The sequence below is a fragment of the Paenibacillus sp. alder61 genome, from assembly GCF_020179875.1.
GTDB classification, from domain to species: Bacteria; Bacillota; Bacilli; order Paenibacillales; family Paenibacillaceae; genus Fontibacillus; species Fontibacillus faecis.
The window spans coordinates 1-1,303 of sequence record NZ_JAIUDG010000050.1 but is presented as its reverse complement, the minus strand read 5'-3'; the positions used below and the strand labels follow the sequence as shown (position 1 = coordinate 1,303).

The window sequence follows — 1,303 nt, the reverse complement described above, 5'->3', positions numbered from 1 at the left end:
CTCTAAGGCCCCCTAATTAAACTGGAGTCTCCCTGCCCAATAATTTAAACTTAGGACAAAGGGAGATGATCGGTATGGGAAAAAGGTTGAATGAAGAAAAACGTTTAAAAGTTGTGAAAGAAGCGATGGCAGGTGTTAAGGTGGGGGTATTGGCTCGAATGTACGACGTCCACCCTGAGACTGTCCGTAGTTGGATTCGAGATCATCGGGACTCTATTTCGCCTGAAGAAATTCCTGCGGCAGACGAACATGTTCAAGAGTTGCAACGCCTGCAGGAGGTAGAGCAACGCTACCAAAAGGCCGTTAAGGTCCTTGGTGAAAAAGAACTCGAAATCGAAATTTTGCGAGAGCTGCTAAAAAAGCAAAACCCCGCTTATCTGAAAAATTTGAAATAGCCGACCCATTCATTAAGCGGGGGGAACCGGCAGCTGTTGTGCTGCGCATTCTTGGGTTGTCAGAATCAACGTATTACGACCGTAAAAAGCGACTCGCCCAGTCGGCAGAAAAAGGCGAAGAACGTCCAACCGAAAGCCGTGCAGGGCGCCCTGTGCCGGGATACTCATACACGACTACAGGTGAGAAAGTTAGCGACGCACAAATTAAAGAATGGCTGCTCGAACTCCTTGAAGGAGAAGAGTTTGTCTATGGTTATAAGTTTCTAGCCCAATCCCTTCGAGATAAGTATGATCTCATCTTCAACAAAAAGAAGTCTTATCGACTTTGCCAAGAGTTAGACATATTGCAGAAACCTAGAAAGCGCCTACGCTCTCACCCCCGCAGATTACCGAGAAATCGAGTTATAACGGGGTCAAACCAACTTTGGCAAATGGACATTAAATACGGATACGCGATCGGGCAGGACCGGTTCTTTTTTATACTCAGCATTATAGATGTGTTTGACCGAATGGTAGTAGGGCAGTATAGAGGCCCGGTATGAGAAGCTAAACAAGTCGTCCAAACCTTCTGGTATGCCTTGCAAGACCGTATAGAGCCCGGCGAGCCCATGCCGGTGGTTCGTACAGACAATGGTCCACAGTTCGTTAGCAAGCTATTTGGGGATACCTGTGAAAGCTTGGATCTTATTCATGAGCGTATTCCGCCACGGTCCCCCAATATGAACGCCTACATTGAGTCGTTTCACAGCGTCCTGGAGCGCCATCTGTTTAGCCGGAGGGACTTTATGACCCTGGATGAAGCTTATGAGGCACTAGACCAATACATGGACTTTTACAACAACCGAAAAATTCACGGTAACTTAAGAAAAATGTCTCCAGCGAAGTTCTCAATATGGGTGAGGACACTG

At 47.0% G+C, this 1,303-nt stretch carries 2 protein-coding genes; both read left to right on the top strand.

All coding sequences use genetic code 11. The annotated features are described in order from the left end of the window. Positions 1-74 precede the first annotated feature (74 nt). On the top strand, positions 75-395 hold the full coding sequence (locus LBW89_RS27295) for a helix-turn-helix domain-containing protein (protein ID WP_170287029.1): 321 nt from the start codon (positions 75-77) through the stop codon (positions 393-395). 608 nt (positions 396-1,003) lie between these two features. Continuing rightward, positions 1,004-1,303: integrase core domain-containing protein (locus LBW89_RS27985; protein ID WP_225040921.1), on the top strand; the 300-nt coding region annotated here is incomplete at its 3' end.